Source organism: Bacillus sp. sid0103, assembly GCF_019219025.1.
The window spans coordinates 1-255 of the sequence record NZ_JAHUWN010000170.1; the positions used below are offsets into that span (position 1 = coordinate 1).

The 255-nt window shown below is 48.6% G+C and carries 1 tRNA gene; it reads left to right on the forward strand.

Annotated elements, in window-relative coordinates:
• Nucleotides 1–136: 136 nt before the first annotated feature.
• A tRNA-Ile gene (locus tag KW850_RS34665) sits at nucleotides 137–213 on the forward strand.
• Nucleotides 214–255: the final 42 nt, after the last annotated feature.

Genomic DNA, 255 nt, shown 5'->3' on the forward strand with positions numbered 1-255 from the left:
CGTATCGGAAGGTGCGGCTGGATCACCTCCTTTCTAAGGATAAAGCTGGACATATGAGCCAGACAAAACGGTTTGTGCCACGATCTTTGTTTGTTTAGTTTTGAGAGTACAAACTCTCTTTATATTTCCGTTATGAGGGCCTATAGCTCAGCTGGTTAGAGCGCACGCCTGATAAGCGTGAGGTCGATGGTTCGAGTCCATTTAGGCCCACCATCTCATAATGGGGCTTTAGCTCAGCTGGGAGAGCGCCTGCTT